The sequence below is a fragment of the Sneathiella sp. genome, from assembly GCF_047631475.1.
Classification (GTDB): domain Bacteria; phylum Pseudomonadota; class Alphaproteobacteria; order Sneathiellales; family Sneathiellaceae; genus Sneathiella.
The window spans coordinates 24,215-39,853 of sequence record NZ_JBLHZT010000020.1 but is presented as its reverse complement, the minus strand read 5'-3'; the positions used below and the strand labels follow the sequence as shown (position 1 = coordinate 39,853).

Below are 15,639 nucleotides of genomic sequence, written 5' to 3'. Positions count from 1 at the left end.
TATCGAAGAAGGAAAGAAAGATGTCATTATCCATTACTGTTCACGAATTTCCGGCAACACCGGGCCTACAACTCAGCCCTTTCGGATTAAAACTGGAAACCTGGTTGAAAATGATGGGTCTGGACTATGATGTGCATTGGACCGCGCAGGAAATGGGACCCAAGGGAAAAGTTCCGTATGCAACGGTCAACGGGCATGTTCTGGGCGATTCTGAATGCATTATTGATTATATTACCGATCAGTTTTCAGTTCCCGTGCCCCCGGCTTTTCTGATGTCGGATGTCGAAAAAGCCAGAGGGGTCATGATCCGTCGGCTGATTGAAGAACATCTTTATTTCATTATGGTTTATTCGCGCTGGTCGGATGAAAAAAACTGGCCCGGGTTTAAGGAGATTTTCTTTGCGCCCGCGCCTGCTTTTCTCAGAGGCTTTATTTCAAAAAAGGTCCGCAAAAAAGTTCAAGCCAACCTTGTGGCACAAGGGATCGCCCGTCACACGATGGAAGAAATATATAAAAAGGCGGATATGGATCTACGGGCGCTCAGTGCATTATTGAACGATAACCTCTATTTCCATGGGAATGCCCCAACTCTTACAGATGCAAGTGCTTATGGGTTGCTCGCCAATCTGTATTACTCACCGGTCAATAACGCCGTAACGGATGCGCTTAAAAAGCATGACAATCTGGTGGCTTATGTGAAGCGGATGAAGGGCGAGTTCTGGCCTCAATCGTTACGTGGAGGCGGGGATGAAGCGTTATACAGGCATGCTATTGACCAGCAACTCGCATCCTGAGATTTAAGCATTTGAAGTGAGGGAAGGAAACCATGAGCGGAGGACAAAAGCCTGATCCCCGCTCATCGGTTTTGAAGGATTGGATGTTGGGTCCGTTTTGCGGATCACTTATCCGGGCTGGCCAGCGCCTGCTGAGTTGTTTTATCGGACTCGGGTGTTTTTTCTGCGGCTAATCGAGAGAGGTCACCCTTCAGTTTGCCAACTTCCTGTTTCAGCTGTCGGTTTTCCCGCCGAAGTTTTCCGTCAGAAATCCACGTTCTGAAGGCGCCCAGCAGTACTCCCAGAAATCCACCCGCCAGGATTAACATGAAAAGAGGCACGTCCATGACAAAGGGCAGTGGGAATAAAGAGAAACTAACGGATTCTCTATTCCCAATACTCAGCGTTATGACAAAAATGCCAAGAAAGATCAAAAAGATCCAGGAAATCAGTTTCATAGAATGGCCTTCGCAAAGATGAGAACAGTTAAGCTTTACTGTCGTTCAATCTTTCACGCAATTCTTTACCGCATTTAAAATAAGGTACATATTTCTTTTCAACCTGAACAGCATCCCCTGTTCGTGGGTTGCGACCGATCCTTGCAGAACGTTCTTTTGTAGAAAATGCCCCAAATCCGCGAAGCTCGACCCGATCCCCCCGGGCCATTGCTTCTGAAATTTCACTAAATATTGTCGTTACGATGCGTTCTACATCCCGCAGATAGAGGTGCGGGTTTTTCTCTGCAAGAATTGCAATAAGCTCCGATTTTATCATTCTGAGACGCCCTTGCTTTTTGTTGTCTAAATTTTTTAGATCAAATTGTTCCTAATTAGGGTGCCAAAGGGAGATCAGTCCGTCAAGTGTAAGTCTTTCAGATATAACGCTTTTCCCTAACATCCCTTCCAAAAGGTGCTCTAAAGCCCCTTTCGGCGCACTATAATCGACTGTAACAAGGGGCAAGTCCAAAGAAATATCCCGCTCTGATTCCAGCCAGCGACGCGCCTCACGAACATCGCCAAGCGAGTCGATCAGCCCCGATTTGACAGCTGAGAGGCCGATTTGGATCCCGCCATCCGCAAGTTTTTCGGCCTGGGCCCGATCCATTGGCCGCCGTGCCGCTACCATATCAACGAACCAGTTGTGGGTCTGATTGACCATTTCCTGCAAGTTCTTCCGGCCCTCTTCGCTCATAGGTTTAAATGGAGAGGGTTCCCCTTTTAATTTACCAGAGGTGATGGAATTGGCAGTTACCCCAAGTTTATCCATCAACGCGGAAAACTCGGTTGTCTGGACGATCACACCGATCGATCCGGTGATGGAGCTTTCGCCTGCAAAAATATGGTCTCCGGCAAGGGCTGTCATATAGCCGCCAGAGGCACCAATGGTTCCGATAACCGTGACAACAGGCTTTTTCTCGGCAACCCGGCGCAGTGATTTATACAATCGTTCGCTGCCATAGGTGGAGCCGCCGGGGCTGTTGATATAGACCACAAGGGCGGTCGCGTCATCATCGGAAAGAATTTGTTCAATGGCTTCCTGACGAAGCTCATCTTCAATAATGACCCCGAAAACATCCAGTTTGGCCACATAGGGTCCACTGTCAGATTGGGTGATATTAACGGTAAATGTGATAAGGGCGGCCAGCACAACGATAACCGTGGCTGCGCGCCAAAAAAACAGGCGCCGCTTTAAACGGCGCCTGTCAATAATTGCATCAGTATCAATGGACATGCTGTCCCTCGTTCAAGTTAAACATGGCCATTAAATACCTGATCCTTACTCTTCGTCGCCTTCGTTGGCTTTGCGCATTGCTGCACCCAAGATGTCGCCAAGAGACGCGCCAGCATCGGATGAACCATACTGTGCAACGGCTTCTTTTTCTTCAGCAACTTCTTTCGCCTTGATGGAAAGAGTAACTTTGCGGGTTTTGTTGTCGATAGAAGTGATTTTCGCATCGATTTTGTCGCCAACTGCAAAGCGGTCAGGACGCTGTTCGGCACGATCACGGCTCAGATCACCCTTACGGATGAAGCCGACAACACCTTCGGAGACTTCTACTTCAACGCCAGCTTCCTGGATTGCAGTAACAGTACAAGTAACAACCGAGCCTTTTTTCAGTTCAGTTGCACCGGCAAATGGATCTTCACTCATCTGCTTGATGCCGAGGCTGATCCGTTCTTTCTCGATGTCGATATCAAGAACCTTGGCTGTAACTTCGTCGCCTTTTTTGTATTCCTGGATCGCTTTTTCACCAGGCTCGTTCCAGTCGATATCTGACATGTGGACCATGCCGTCTACGTCGTTTTCGAGACCGATGAACAAACCAAATTCAGTGATGTTCTTGACTTCACCTTTAATGGTTGTTCCGACAGGAATTGTTTCAGCAAACTGTTCCCAAGGGTTGTCCAGGCACTGTTTCAGACCAAGGCTGATACGGCGACGGGATTCGTCAACTTCCAGAACCATCACTTCTACTTCCTGAGAGGTAGAAACGATTTTACCTGGATGAACGTTTTTCTTGGTCCAGCTCATTTCTGAAACGTGGACAAGACCTTCAACACCTGGTTCCAGCTCAACGAATGCACCATAATCAGTGATATTGGTGACGCGACCTGTGAATTTAGCGTTCAGCGGATATTTCGCTTCGAGGCTATCCCAAGGATCTGTCTGAAGCTGTTTCATGCCCAGGCTGATGCGCTGAGTTTCTTTGTTCAGGCGGATAACCTGTACTTTAACAGTTTCACCGATGGTGAGGGCTTCAGATGGGTGATTAACACGGCGCCATGCAACGTCAGTAACGTGCAGCAGGCCGTCAACACCACCCAGATCAACGAACGCGCCGTAATCGGTGATATTTTTAACAACACCCTCAAGTGTCTGACCTTCTTCCAGTGTTCCGATAAGCTCTGCACGGGCTTCCGCACGGCTCTCTTCCAGAACTGCACGACGGGAAACAACAATATTTCCGCGACGACGATCCATTTTCAGGATCTGGAATGGTTGTGGAATACCACGGAGTGGCGCAATGTCGCGAACCGGACGAACGTCTACCTGTGATCCTGGAAGGAAGGCAACGGCGCCTGAAAGGTCAACAGTGAAGCCACCTTTAACACGACCGAAAATGACACCGTCAACCCGTTCATTAGCAGCGAAAGCAACTTCGAGTTTGCCCCAAGCTTCTTCACGGCGCGCTTTGTCACGAGACAGGACAGCTTCACCAGCGGAATTTTCAATGCGTTCCAGGAACACTTCTACAGTGTCACCCGGCTTTAAATCAGCGTCCTGACCAGGAGCTGCAAATTCTTTAAGAGGAATACGACCTTCAGACTTAAGTCCAACGTCGATGATGGCCAGATCTTTTTCGATGCTGACAACCGTTCCTTTGATAACAGTACCTTCAAGGCTCTCACTTGTCCCATAGGACGCGTCGAGCATGGCAGCAAAATCTTCTACTGCACGACCTTCAGCTAAAGTAGTATTAGACATATTTTGATATCCTTGGGATCCCTATCAGGCCATACCGGTTTTCCGGTGGATCCACGGCCACTTGTTTTCCAGTTTTCTGTCGCACGTATGGAAAACGCTATTCATTTGTTCCTACGTGGCGGAACGATTTATTGAGTTGGTTGTCAAAATTGTTACCCTTTAGAGGCATCAATAATCCGGCAAGCCGCTTCAAGTGCTGCCTCTATATCCAATTTTGTTGTATCAAGCAAGTGTGCATCGTCAGCTTTTGCCAAGGGAGCAGAAGTTCGAGATCGGTCACGGGCATCCCGTTCTTCCAGATCTTTTAGAACGGCCTCATATGAGGTTGTTTCTCCTTTGGCCACCAGCTCGGCAAGTCGGCGGTGTGCGCGCTCTTCGCTGCTGGCGGTGACGAACAGTTTAACATCGGCATCCGGGCAGACCACAGTTCCAATGTCTCGACCATCCAAAACCGCACCATCCCTATGTTTCGCAACGGATCTTTGATAGTCCAGCAAGGCTGCGCGGACATCGTTGTTGACGGCCACAACAGAGGCTGCGTTACCGGTTTCTTCTTTGCGAAGATCCGGATCATCCAACGATATTTCGTGAACATTTCGCGCCGCCGCCGCCGCCAGGGCGTGATCGGATGGATCCTGTTCATGGCGAAGCATGAACAGGCCAACAGCGCGATATAACGCCCCGGTATCCAGATATTTATAGCCATATTTAGCAGCGATTCGTTTTGCTAATGTTCCTTTTCCGGCGGCAACCGGTCCGTCTACGGCAATAATCATGATGCGGCCTTGGGTCCGATTTTAGCGCCCAAACTGTTCATCAATGTTGTAAAGCCGGGGAAACTTGTTTCCATAACAGCCCCGTCATCCACGGTTACAGGCTCTTCCGAGCCGCTGCCCAAAACAAGAAAGGACATGGCAATCCGGTGATCCAGTTCTGTGTTAACAGTCGCGCCGCCTTTTGGCGGAACCGCCCGGCCATGAATAATAAGGCCGTCTTCCACTTCTTCAAGGGAGACACCACAGGCTTTCAGACCTTCGGCCATTACGGAAATGCGATCACTTTCCTTGACCCTGAGTTCTTCAAGCCCCCGCATGGTGGTTGTGCCATGGGCAAAGGCCGCGGCAACAAATAATACGGGATATTCATCGATCATGGAGACAGCCCGCTCAGGCGGAACGGTCACGCCTTTCAGCATGCCGCCCCGGATCCGAATATCGCCTACCTGTTCGCCTGCCTGCAGGCGTACATTGCTGATTTGAATATCGGCGCCCATGTCGGACAGGGTTTCAAAAATACCATCGCGAAGTGGATTAAGTCCAACATTGGTTAGCGTTACATCTGATCCATCATGGATGGCGGCGGCAACGACAGGAAAAGCGGCGGACGAGGGATCGCCGGGCACTAGAATGTCGGCCCCTTGCATTTCCTGTTGACCGGCAACCGCAATTACCCTGCTTCCATCCTCGTTCTGGGTCACATCAACAGTGACGCCAAAATGACTGAGCATATTTTCTGTGTGATCACGGGTTGGTTTGCTTTCGGTCACGGTGGTTATACCCGGCGTGTCCAAGGCAGCCAGCATAACGCAGGATTTCACCTGTGCCGATGCGACGGGCGGATGATAATCAATTGGTATCAGGTCCTGACCGGTAATCGCCAAGGGGAAACGGGCGTTGCTTCGCGATGTAATCTGCGCGCCCATTTCTTCCAAGGGGACAGCAACCCTGCGCATGGGCCGTTTATGAAGGGACGCATCCCCGGAAAAAAACGTGGTGAAGGGGGCGCTTGCGACAACGCCCATCAACAGGCGGGCGGCCGTACCGGAATTTCCCATATCCAGAACGGTATCGGGCTCTTGCAGGCCGCCAACGCCGACACCGTGAATTTCCCATGTGCCATCCTCACACCGTTCGATGGATGCTCCCAGTTTGCGCATGGCTTCTGCTGTGCACAGAACATCTTCGCCTTCCAGAAGGCCCGAGACAGTGGTTTTGCCAACCGCCAGCCCTCCCAGAATCAAGGAACGATGAGACATTGATTTATCGCCTGGCACAGTGATTTCACCGCGCAAAGGCCCGCAGCGACTGGATGTCACTGGTCTTTGAGTGCTATTTTTTGTGGTCATATGATCAAATGGATCCCTGTCCAATTAACGCTGACAGGATCAAAGGGTTTGAAACAATGCGATATTTCTATCAGTCTTTTTAACGTTTGTCACATATTCCTGTGTGTAGGGTAAAAGAAACTTTTGACAGAACCACCATATTCTGGCACTTGAGCGCAAACTGATTCTAGTAACCGTCTGTGAAACAGCTGAGGGTATGAAATGGCAAAACCGGAATGGGGCGAAAAGCATCGTTGTACATCCTGTAGTAAACCGTTTTACGATATGCAGAAGGATCCAATTATCTGCCCGGCATGTGGTGCAAAGCACGTGCCTGAGAAACTTCTAAAATCAAGGAAAACGGCTGAACCTGCAAAACCAGTAAAGGCACCAGAAAAACCTTCTTCAGATGAAGAGGGAAGTGTTTTGCTGGATGATGATGCAATTCTTGATGGCGATGAGGATATTGATCTTCCTGATGACGAAGATGATGATGATCTGTCGGGTGTCGTAAGTGCACCTGCCAAGGAAGAAGATCTCTGATTTAGGAAAAATACCAGAAAAGATCGCTTTTCTGGTTATCCTTTATTTTTTGACTTGAAATGCTCTGCGCTTCGGAATAGGTTCCGTTGCGCTTGCGATGGAAACATCGTTTTTGGGGCCATAGCTCAGTTGGGAGAGCGCTACAATGGCATTGTAGAGGTCGTCGGTTCGATCCCGTCTGGCTCCACCAGAATTCAAGAAAGGCCCGGATTGTAAAGTCCGGGCCTTTTTTCTTGAACGCGCGGTTCCTCTTCAAACAAAGGTTATTGTCTTTCTGACCCATTTTGTTTCATGATATCCTGTACCGCAATTTCCGTTCAAAGAGGATGCCATGGGACACAATCACAAACATAGTGCGCCATTACCAGAAACCGTGCTTCGGGTAAAAAGCCTGGAATCGTTGCTTGTAGAAAAAGGATTGGTCCAAACATCTGCTCTTGATGCATTGGTCGAGCGGTATGAACATCAGGTTGGCCCAAAAAACGGCGCGGCTGTTGTTGCAAAAGCCTGGTGCGATCCAGAATACAAGAAACGATTGATGCAAAACGCCTCGGAGGCGATTGCCGAATTAGGCTATACCGGCGCTCAGGGGGAAGAGATCATCGCCGTAGAAAATACGGACGATGTTCATAATGTGGTCGTTTGCACCCTGTGCTCCTGTTATCCGTGGCCGGTTCTGGGCTTACCGCCGGTCTGGTATAAATCAGCGCCTTACCGATCCCGCGTGGTGCGCGAGCCGCGAAAAGTTCTGGAAGAATTTGGAACCGTTTTACCGGCAGAAACCCAAGTGCGGGTGTGGGACAGCACGGCTGAAACACGGTATCTGGTTATTCCAAAGCGGCCCGACGGAACTGAAGGGCTTACTGAAACGCAACTGGCGGCGTTGGTCAGCCGGGATAGCATGATCGGTGTGAAAAAGGCGGATCCGCCTTCTATTGGGGAGGCTGCCTGATGGATGGTGTACATGATATGGGCGGTATGCACGGGATGGGCCCCATCGATCCGGAAGAGAATGAGCCGGTATTTCATGGAGACTGGGAAAAACGGATGTTTGCCCTGAACAATGCCGTTAGTGCCCTTGGCGTTCGAAATATCGATGAATCCCGTCATGCCCGCGAACGGATGGATCCCGGTAAATATTTAACCAGCAGTTATTATGAAATCTGGCTGGACGGATTAATTCGAATTTTGTCTGAAAAAGGGCTGATCAGCGAAGATGAGCTGTCCGGTGCTGTGGCGCCAAAGCCGGTTACGACCCCCCATAAACCGGCTATTTCCGGTGAAGACATTCCTGCGATGATGGAGAAGGGGGCGAATTATATCCGAAAAACAGGCAAGCCCGCGCGTTTTAAGGTGAAAGATGTTGTTCGTGCCCGCAATATTCACCCTGCGGGCCACACCCGCCTTCCCCGATATGCCCGAGGCCATACAGGGGAAATCGTGACAGATTACGGACTTCATGTTTTTGCGGATAGCAGTGCCCATGGGAACGAAGATCCGCAGCATTTATACAGTGTTCGTTTTTCGTCGGAAGCGCTATGGGGGGCAGATGGAACGCCGGGCGATTATGTGTATGTCGATCTTTGGGACGACCATCTGGAGGCGGCAACATGAGTGATCTGGAGCCGGTTCTGAAAGATATGGATATCCCGCGAAATGAAGACGGACCGGTCTTTGATGAACCCTGGCAGGCACAGGCGTTTGCAATGACGGTTGGGCTGCATGAGAAAGGGTTGTTCAGCTGGTCAGAATGGGCGGATATTTTTGGCGCCCAAATTGCCGAAGCGACACAGCAGGGACGCGGCTGCGGGAATGAAAATTACTATCTGTGTTGGCTTGCGGCGCTGGAAATCCTTGTCGATCAGAAGAAACTGGTCAGTCTGGATCAGTTATCGGTTCGCAAAGAGGAATGGCGGCAGGCTAACGCTCATACGGATCACGGTAAGCCCATCACTTTGGATCCGGAGCGCATATAATTTGCGATTTTGGTAGATTGGGATTAAGTGTTGGGCAACAGGAATAGACAAGAGTAGGAATTTATTGTGCAGGACACCCCTTCGTTCGGTATGCCGGATATGGAAACCAAAGAAAAACTGGATAAAGCGGCACAGATTATTACGGAGAGTCTGGATGGCGCCTTGCAGAAATGTCTGGAAGAAGGACTGGAACGCGAGTTTTTCAATGCGGGCGTTGTTGCAACCTTGATGCAGGCGATGGAAACCAGCCTTGGTGGCAGCGCCCAAGTCGCCGGCGCCTTGCAGGAAATGGCAAGAATGGCCGCCGAGTCAGCTGAGCGCGAGGCTCAAAACGCAAACTAATAAAAAGGCGCCCATCGGGCGCCTTTTGTTTTTCAGTCTGGTGTATGAATTGGCAGACCCAACAAAGCCCGGCGCCGCAGCCATTGACTGGGGCGATATCGTTCTTCACCGGTGATGGACTGAAGTTTCTCCAGAATTTTCAGGGTGTTTCGGCTGCCCATATAGTCTGCCATTTCAACAGATCCCAATGGATAATTCAGACCGAGCTTCATGCCCTTATCAATATCTTCGGGGCTTGCAATGCCGATTTGCGCCATTTCACACCCTAGATTGGCAACCATTGCCCGGATGCGCTGGGCAATGAAGCCGGGGCAATCCTTGATGCGGGTAACGGTACTTGTGTGACGATATAAAGCTGAGATCACACTATCGACAATCTCGTCGTCGGCACCCGGCGCGGCCATCACTGTTGTATGGGCGTGGGTACCGGTCAGGGTATCAATGGCAACCAGCCTTTTCGCGTCCAACCGCAAACGGACCGCCAGCGAGGTACAGTCTTCGCCGACAGGGGCCGCCAATATCGGGCTGACACCGTCATCTTCTTTCAAAACACTGATCCCCAGATCGCGAAGTAAAGGCTCCAAGGACGGGGAGGGTTCTGCAAGAACGACACGGCCTGCCGGTGCGGCTGTTACCTGCTGAGTGTTCTCTGGCTGAATAAGGGTGCCGTCTGCCTCATAGTCGTAGAAACCGGCTTTTGTTTTCCGGCCCAAACGGCCCGCTTCCATCATACTTTCGTGCAAGGGCGCGGTCGACAGGCGTTTATCCTGAAAATATCCGTGATAAATGATTTGGCTGACCGGAAAGTTGACATCGATCCCGGTCAAATCCATCAATTCGAACGGTCCCATTCTGAAACCGCAGCAATCGCGCATGATCGCGTCAACTTCATGAGGTTTGGCTACGCCTTCTGATACGATCCGCAATGCCTCGGTCGTATAGGCGCGGCCGCCAAGATTGACCAGGAATCCGGGAGCATCCTTCACCACAACAGGAACCCGTCCCATGCGTTTTCCGATGACTTCCAGGGCGCTGGTGGTCTCGGCCGCTGTATCGGTCCCGTTAATCACTTCTACCAGTTTCATCAAAGGAACCGGGTTGAAGAAATGCAGGCCTGCAATCCGGCCTTTAAGTCGGCAGGCAGAGGCAATACTGGAAATCCGAATGCTGGAGGTGTTAGACGCGATAATGCAGGCGTCACTGACAACCTCTTCCAGCTGTTTAAAAACACTCTGCTTGATTTCGAGGTTTTCAACAATGGCTTCGACCACAAGGTCACAGTCCTTCAGGTCGGTCAAAGCGCTGGCAACCTTTACACGGTCTGCGGCTGAGGCGCCGTCTTCTGCTGACATTCGCCCTTTATCCACAGATCGCTGGATCATGCCGGAAATAAAGTCTTTTGCAGCCTGAGCGGCGCCGTCGGCAGTATCAAAGATTATGGCGTTCATGCCGCCTGTTGCTGAAACCTGTGCGATACCGCGCCCCATGGCACCAGCACCAATGATGCCGACTGTCAGACCATTTTTATTTGGATCGATACTCATTAAAACGACTCCCGTTCTATTTTTGCTTTTCTTTGGGTTTTAACCGCATGGATAAAATTTGAAATTCAAAATCTGCAATTTTAAAACTGCATCTTGATGACGACGCCCGGGCAACCTACATTAAATGTGAGGGCAGCGCCATACCGGGCTGTTCCAAAGGTGCCAAATTTGGACCTTAGGTCACACTCGCTCAACAGAGGAGACAGTACCGTGTCGCGTGTATCCATGTTTAATAGCCCATTATTATTGGGCTTTGATCACTTCGAGCATATGCTTGAACAACTTGCCAAGTCCGGCGGAGAAGGTTATCCGCCCTATAATATTGAGCAAATTTCCGATTACCACATCAAAATATCACTCGCTGTTGCCGGTTTTTTTGAAGAAGATTTACAGATAACACTGGAACAAAACCAGCTTATCATCCATGGTAAACAAAAAGAGGATAACGGTCGCATTTATTTGCATCGCGGAATCGCCGCCAGACAATTTCAAAAGAAATTCGTCCTTGCGGAAGGAATAGAGATTACCGGTGCTGAAATGGATAATGGTTTGCTGCATATCAACCTGCTTCTTCCAGAGCAAAAACGAGATGTGACGCAGATCAAAATCAATACCAAAGGGTCTCGCAAGGATCTTAAAACAATTGACGCCTCTTAGATCCACTCGGATCTGTCTGAAATTGGTGAAACAGGAGTAGTGTAATGCAGTATCAAGAAGCGACCCTTCGTCAGTTGAGTCCTGCTGCCCTCGCAGTGTTGGGTTCCATGGAAATGGCTTATATTCGCAAAATTGAAGAAGACGGCAACGTGGTATATGGCATTTTTTCCGCGGACGGCCAGAAACTCGGTGAAGAACAAAGTGAAGATGTGGCGTTGGTAATTGCACGCCAAAATGATTTCGACGCCTATATGGTCAGTTAAAAACCGCTTTACGATATGACCCTCATTTAACAGAAATGACGGCTCGATCCGTGAGATGCTTACCATTTCTGGTGATGGAAATTTCACCCTGATACAGACCCGCTGGCCATCCGCCCGCGGGTTTTTTCTTTCCAATGTAAAAATTTCGGCTGATTTGATTTTTCGGCATTGGATCCGATCTGTAGTTCGCCAGTATCTGGCCATCCGGCCCTTTCAGAACCAACGTAACAATATCATCTTTGCGGCTGCCGAAATAATAACTCCAGAAAAATAAAGTGGGGGCAGCGCTGTTCAGGCTCTCTTGTTTTCGCACACCTTTTTCCAGATCCTTTCGCCCGTTCGGCCGAGTTTCTGAAAGACCGGTATATAAAAACCCGGTTTGTTGATAGGCCAGGGAAACCCGTGTCAGGTCATCCCAATAATTTTGTTCAGAAGGACCGCATCCGGATTTGATGGCGTTCCCGGTAAACGGATCAATGCGTTTGTTGTTATGGCGAAGTTCAAAATGAACATGCGGAAAATCCGTGACCCCGGACATTCCCACATAGCCAATCACAGTTCCTTTTTTAACACGCTGATTTTTCTTTACGGTGATCGAGTTCTTTTTCAAATGGGCGTAAAATGTTGTCCAGCCGTTCCCGTGACCCAGAACAACAACGTTGCCCAATCCTTTTTCAAAGACGCTTCTTCGTTGTGGTTTTGAGTAATCGCTAAAATACTGATCTCGAATATTATCCCGTAACCCTGTAACAACCCCATCGGCAGAGGCAATAACAGGTACACCCTTTGCCATGTCGGCCAGTGTGCGGATGCGGATATCTGTGCCCCGGTGATTATCATAGGTGAGCGATCCACATTGATAATCTGCGGCGTTTTTGGTCGGGTCAGTGTCAATATAATGCTGCACGAAACAATCTTCGCCCAAGCTACACTTCACAGGAAGGCCGAGTTCAGGAGGAGGAGATTTTTGTTGCGCCAGAACCGTGAGGGGCAAAATCAGAAGAATTGGCAGGACGGCCGGTATCGACACAAAGCGCATTATTATTCCCTGTCTGTCTGCGGGTTTAAGGGCAGATCCATGGACGGGACAGTATCAGGCCTGTGTGAAATTTCTGTGCGATGCCGCACAATTATCCTCAGTTTTTTCAGGCAGCAATACTATCGTCTGTCAGAACGGCAAAAAGGGCATCCGCACTTTCCGTACCCCTCAATTTCTCGCACCGGCCGGAGTCGCGCAGAGTCCGGGACACTCTGGCGAGTGCCTTCAGATGGTCTGCGCCACCCTCTTCAGGTGCGAGCAAGACAAAGACCAGGTCGACAGGCATGTCGTCCATGGCGTCAAAATCCACGCCCGATACCAGGCGTGCAAAGAAACCTTGAATGCGATCAATCGAGGAGAGTTTGCCATGCGGAATGGCAATACCCTGACCGACACCAGTTGTGCCTAGCCGCTCTCTCTCGATCAATACGTTCAATATCTCTCTTTCGTCGCACCCTGTGACGGCTGCGGCCCTGCGAGACAGTTCCTGCAGTGTTTGTTTTTTACTGCTTGCCTTGATATCGGCGAAAACTGTTTCCGGGCTGATAAGATCAGCTATTTCCATGGTCTCTTGTCTTGTTACTAAATTTGCTGACTGGATACAGCGTCTTTACTGTTTCAGCCAGCCTTTTCCATTTTAGGATCAATCCAGCCAATATTGCCATCCGGACGCCGATACACGACGTTCAGGCCTTTTGTCCCGGAATTTTGGAACATCATGGCAGGCAGGTTGGCTAAATCCATCCTCATTACAGCCTCTCCGACTGAACAATCCGGAATATCCTCGCTTTGTTCGGCGATGATAATCGGTTGCCACTCGTCGCTAACTTCGACCTCGACCTCTGGTTCTTCTGTTTCAGGGGCGATCACATAGGATTGCGCGGCCATTGCTCTTTTGGCCTTCGCACGTTCCTTGCCGTGGTGATCTTTGAGGCGTCTTTTATATCTTCTGAGTTGTTTGTCAATGCGTTCGGCTGCCAGATCAAAACAAGAATGGGCATCTGTGTGGTCTGAGGATGCGGTAATATCTATCCCGGACCCTATATGGACACTGCACTCAATATGGAAATTATGGTTTTTTCGGCTAAGGGTAACCTGGGCATCTATCGCGTTGTTAAAATATTTTGAGACCCGCTCGTTTAGGGTGGAATCAATGTATTCTCTTAAGGAATCTCCAACGTCGACTTGCTTACCTTTAACAATCACATGCATGTGCTGATCCAATTCTTCTAGTAAATCTCTTATCTATCACAGATCAAAAATTAGTATCTGGATAGGTTACTTAAGTTATTGATTTCAGTATTATATTTGTACAGGTGGTTCCATTTTTCTAGCTCCCGTTTTTAGGTGGTGAGAAGCTTTTTCTGTCGTCTGCGTTCAACAGACGACGGGATATTCAAGGCGTCCCTGTATTTTGCCACGGTGCGCCGTGCAATATCAATCCCTTCGCGTTTCATAAGCTCAACAATCTTGTCGTCAGAGAGGATAGCGTTGGGCTTTTCATCGTCCACAAGCTGCTTGAGTTTGTATTTAACAGATTCTGCTGAATGAGATATTCCTCCTCCTGATGTAGAATTGATGGCAGAGGTAAAGAAATACTTAAGTTCGAACACGCCACGTGCCGTCGCAAGATATTTATTCGCTGTAACGCGACTCACCGTGCTTTCATGCATTTGAATGGCATCGGCGATTGCCTTGAGGTTCATGGGTTTCAGATATTCAATTCCCTGCGTGAAAAACATTTCCTGTTGGGCGACCAGTTCAGTCGCGACTTTGAGGATTGTGTTTGCCCGTTGATCCAAGGATTTTACAAGCCAGTTCGCTGTATTCATACATTCCGAAATAAACTCCTTTTCCTGTTTTTTCAGGGGCTTATTACTGATTTGTGCATGATATCGATTGTTTACAAGAACTTTCGGCAGGGTTTCTGTATTTAGTTCAATATGCCAGCTTCCATCCGGGTTTCGGGAGACAAAAACATCCGGAATAACTGTGTTTGAAACATCATGTCCAAACTTTAACCCGGGTTTCGGATCCAGTTCGCGGATTTCACTGACCATTTCTGTGATATCTTCGCGATCTACCCCACAAAGGGACATCAGAGTTTTCAAGTCTCCGCGCGCTAGAAGTTCCAGATTATCAAGCAGGGCAGCCATCGCCGGATCATATCGATTTTTATCTTTTAACTGTAAGGCAAGGCATTCGGCAAGATCCTGAGCGAAAACCCCGGAAGGCTCGAACCCTTTGAGAATGTCCAGTGTTTCCACAACCAGCTGTTCCGTGCAGCCAAGGGTTTCTGATATTTCGCTCGTATCCCCGGTGAAATACCCGGCGTCTGAAACCAGATCAATAAGGTAGGTTGCTATGAATTTCGTCGGTGCGGGTAAGGGCAGCAGGCTCAGCTGGCCTGTCAGATGATCCTGTAAAGACAGGTCTTCGGCCAGTGTATTTTCCAGACTGAATTCTGACCCGGAATAGCCGCTACTGCTTGTTGTGGCTGCCAGATATCCGGAATCGGTCGCGTTTGCTGCAGGACTTTCATTTGCACCATCCGACGCGCTGTCATTGTTGTACAGGTTATCGTAATCAGTATCCAGGGGGCTGTCAGATGTTTCGGGTAGCGCCGTTGCGTCGCCGAGGGATAAATCGGTCAGTGCAGCACTGTCGGCCCCTTCTTCACCAAATCCCGCATCATTGTCTGAGACGACTTCTGCGGGTTGGTTGACATCTAGATCCGCATCCCCGCGCTCTAGCAGCGGGTTTTTTTCAAGTTCCTGTTCGATGAAATTGGCAAGGTCCAAGTTGGACAACTGCAAAAGCTTGATCGCTTGTTGCAATTGCGGAGTCATCACAAGCTGTTGACCCTGCCGAATATCCAGTCTTGGCGTTAAGGCCATTTTTTCTCCCGATCT

The 15,639-nt window shown here is 49.4% G+C and carries 19 protein-coding genes and 1 tRNA gene; 9 read left to right on the top strand and 11 right to left on the bottom strand.

Going from position 1 to position 15,639, the window contains the following annotated elements; genetic code table 11:
* Positions 1-20: 20 nt before the first annotated feature.
* Positions 21-794 carry a glutathione S-transferase family protein gene (locus ACJAYR_RS10070; protein ID WP_415236484.1) on the top strand — a complete coding sequence of 258 codons (774 nt, stop codon included), beginning with the start codon at positions 21-23 and terminating at the stop codon, positions 792-794.
* A 104-nt stretch (positions 795-898) separates the two neighbouring features.
* On the opposite strand, the gene ACJAYR_RS10065 is transcribed toward ACJAYR_RS10070, so the two are convergent.
* The 6 genes from ACJAYR_RS10065 to aroA all read right to left on the bottom strand — a co-directional run bounded on the left by ACJAYR_RS10065 (position 899) and on the right by aroA (position 6,384).
* Complete coding sequence (locus ACJAYR_RS10065; protein ID WP_415236483.1) at positions 899-1,231, bottom strand: LapA family protein; 333 nt, start codon at positions 1,229-1,231, stop codon at positions 899-901.
* 28 nt (positions 1,232-1,259) lie between these two features.
* Positions 1,260-1,547 (bottom strand): integration host factor subunit beta, encoded by a 288-nt coding sequence (gene ihfB / locus ACJAYR_RS10060; protein ID WP_169543783.1) that lies wholly within the window; start codon positions 1,545-1,547, stop codon positions 1,260-1,262.
* Between the two features lie 51 nt (positions 1,548-1,598).
* The gene (gene sppA, locus ACJAYR_RS10055) at positions 1,599-2,504 is read right to left on the bottom strand and encodes a signal peptide peptidase SppA (RefSeq protein ID WP_415236482.1); all 906 of its coding nucleotides are present in this window, start codon (positions 2,502-2,504) and stop codon (positions 1,599-1,601) included.
* Positions 2,505-2,549: 45 nt separating this feature from the next.
* Complete coding sequence (gene rpsA, locus ACJAYR_RS10050; protein ID WP_169543785.1) at positions 2,550-4,259, bottom strand: 30S ribosomal protein S1; 1,710 nt, start codon at positions 4,257-4,259, stop codon at positions 2,550-2,552.
* Between the two features lie 152 nt (positions 4,260-4,411).
* On the bottom strand, positions 4,412-5,035 hold the full coding sequence (gene cmk / locus ACJAYR_RS10045) for a (d)CMP kinase (protein WP_415236481.1): 624 nt from the start codon (positions 5,033-5,035) through the stop codon (positions 4,412-4,414).
* Complete coding sequence (gene aroA / locus ACJAYR_RS10040; RefSeq protein ID WP_415236480.1) at positions 5,032-6,384, bottom strand: 3-phosphoshikimate 1-carboxyvinyltransferase; 1,353 nt, start codon at positions 6,382-6,384, stop codon at positions 5,032-5,034. The genes cmk and aroA overlap by 4 nt, the downstream gene beginning before the upstream one ends.
* Before the next feature lie 201 nt (positions 6,385-6,585).
* Here aroA and ACJAYR_RS10035 point away from each other — a divergent pair, with 201 nt between their 5' ends.
* The 6 genes from ACJAYR_RS10035 (at position 6,586) to ACJAYR_RS10010 (ending at position 9,224) form a co-directional block, all read left to right on the top strand.
* A complete protein-coding gene (locus ACJAYR_RS10035) occupies positions 6,586-6,906 on the top strand; it encodes a TIGR02300 family protein (RefSeq protein WP_169543788.1) in 321 nt (106 codons plus the stop codon).
* A gap of 114 nt (positions 6,907-7,020) precedes the next feature.
* A tRNA-Ala gene (locus ACJAYR_RS10030) sits at positions 7,021-7,096 on the top strand.
* Between the two features lie 141 nt (positions 7,097-7,237).
* Complete coding sequence (nthA, locus tag ACJAYR_RS10025) at positions 7,238-7,858, top strand: nitrile hydratase subunit alpha (RefSeq protein WP_415236479.1); 621 nt, start codon at positions 7,238-7,240, stop codon at positions 7,856-7,858.
* Positions 7,858-8,520: a nitrile hydratase subunit beta gene (gene nthB, locus ACJAYR_RS10020; RefSeq protein WP_415236478.1), complete on the top strand. Its 663-nt coding sequence runs from the start codon at positions 7,858-7,860 to the stop codon at positions 8,518-8,520. The genes nthA and nthB overlap by 1 nt, the downstream gene beginning before the upstream one ends.
* Positions 8,517-8,882: a nitrile hydratase accessory protein gene (locus tag ACJAYR_RS10015; protein ID WP_415236477.1), complete on the top strand. Its 366-nt coding sequence runs from the start codon at positions 8,517-8,519 to the stop codon at positions 8,880-8,882. Before nthB ends, ACJAYR_RS10015 begins: the two co-directional genes overlap by 4 nt.
* A gap of 66 nt (positions 8,883-8,948) precedes the next feature.
* The gene (locus tag ACJAYR_RS10010) at positions 8,949-9,224 is read left to right on the top strand and encodes a hypothetical protein (RefSeq protein ID WP_169543792.1); all 276 of its coding nucleotides are present in this window, start codon (positions 8,949-8,951) and stop codon (positions 9,222-9,224) included.
* A 32-nt stretch (positions 9,225-9,256) separates the two neighbouring features.
* Here the strand turns inward: ACJAYR_RS10010 and ACJAYR_RS10005 are convergent, their stop codons facing one another.
* Positions 9,257-10,768, bottom strand: a complete 1,512-nt coding sequence (locus ACJAYR_RS10005) for a 3-hydroxyacyl-CoA dehydrogenase (RefSeq protein ID WP_415236476.1) — start codon at positions 10,766-10,768, stop codon at positions 9,257-9,259.
* 210 nt (positions 10,769-10,978) lie between these two features.
* On the opposite strand from ACJAYR_RS10005, the gene ACJAYR_RS10000 reads away from it, so the two are divergent.
* Entirely contained in the window at positions 10,979-11,425 is a 447-nt protein-coding gene (locus tag ACJAYR_RS10000) for an Hsp20 family protein (RefSeq protein ID WP_267177747.1), read from the top strand.
* A gap of 44 nt (positions 11,426-11,469) precedes the next feature.
* Entirely contained in the window at positions 11,470-11,688 is a 219-nt protein-coding gene (locus ACJAYR_RS09995) for a hypothetical protein (protein WP_169543795.1), read from the top strand.
* A gap of 22 nt (positions 11,689-11,710) precedes the next feature.
* Here ACJAYR_RS09995 and ACJAYR_RS09990 read toward each other — a convergent pair whose 3' ends face one another.
* The 4 genes from ACJAYR_RS09990 to rpoN all read right to left on the bottom strand — a co-directional run bounded on the left by ACJAYR_RS09990 (position 11,711) and on the right by rpoN (position 15,624).
* Positions 11,711-12,727 carry a M23 family metallopeptidase gene (locus ACJAYR_RS09990; protein WP_415236475.1) on the bottom strand — a complete coding sequence of 339 codons (1,017 nt, stop codon included), beginning with the start codon at positions 12,725-12,727 and terminating at the stop codon, positions 11,711-11,713.
* A 106-nt stretch (positions 12,728-12,833) separates the two neighbouring features.
* Complete coding sequence (gene ptsN, locus ACJAYR_RS09985) at positions 12,834-13,292, bottom strand: PTS IIA-like nitrogen regulatory protein PtsN (protein ID WP_169543797.1); 459 nt, start codon at positions 13,290-13,292, stop codon at positions 12,834-12,836.
* 53 nt (positions 13,293-13,345) lie between these two features.
* Entirely contained in the window at positions 13,346-13,939 is a 594-nt protein-coding gene (gene hpf, locus ACJAYR_RS09980; protein ID WP_169543798.1) for a ribosome hibernation-promoting factor, HPF/YfiA family, read from the bottom strand.
* A gap of 131 nt (positions 13,940-14,070) precedes the next feature.
* Positions 14,071-15,624 carry an RNA polymerase factor sigma-54 gene (gene rpoN, locus ACJAYR_RS09975; RefSeq protein WP_415236474.1) on the bottom strand — a complete coding sequence of 518 codons (1,554 nt, stop codon included), beginning with the start codon at positions 15,622-15,624 and terminating at the stop codon, positions 14,071-14,073.
* Positions 15,625-15,639: the final 15 nt, after the last annotated feature.